This window comes from Vibrio sp. 1249-1, from assembly GCF_033340495.1.
On sequence record NZ_JAWOWJ010001116.1, the window covers coordinates 1 to 531 of the forward strand.

The 531-nt window shown below is 51.0% G+C and carries 1 protein-coding gene; it reads left to right on the forward strand.

Annotation, left to right across the window (positions count from 1 at the left end):
- A partial coding sequence (locus R7Z50_RS30770) for an MFS transporter (RefSeq protein WP_318150187.1) occupies positions 1–531 on the forward strand: 531 nt, incomplete at both ends.

The following is a 531-nucleotide window of genomic DNA, read 5'->3' on the forward strand; positions in this document are numbered from 1 at the left end:
CACTCTTTATTACGGCGTATAGTCTAGCGATTGCGTTTTGTGCGCCTTATTTAGGGCGTTGGTCGGATCGAGTAGGGCGTCTTCGCCTTATGCTGCCTGCTTGTTTCGTTTTTGGCATCTCCTCGATTCTGACTGGCTTGGTTAGCCAGTTTGAATGGGCTTTAGCCACTCGTGTTGTTACGGGCATTGCTAGCGCAGGAATGCTGCCAATCGCATTTGCGTTGGCTGGTGATGCAAAAGGTGGGCGCTCGATACGGCAGATTGTGATGGTGCAAGCTGGATTGACATTAGGCATGATAACCAGCCCTGCTATCGGCGCACTGATCACACAGCTCTTATCATGGAGAGCAGCTTTTATCATTTTAGGGATGGCGGCACTTGCTGTTGGGGCCTTAGTTTGGGGATGCATGAGAGAGCCTCACGATCAGAACGAGCGGTTAATGACATTACCTCCCGTTATAGAGGCATTTCGCCTTCCTGGAGCGTTGGGTGCGATTGCGGCTATGTGTTTTGGCTTAGGTGGTGGTATTG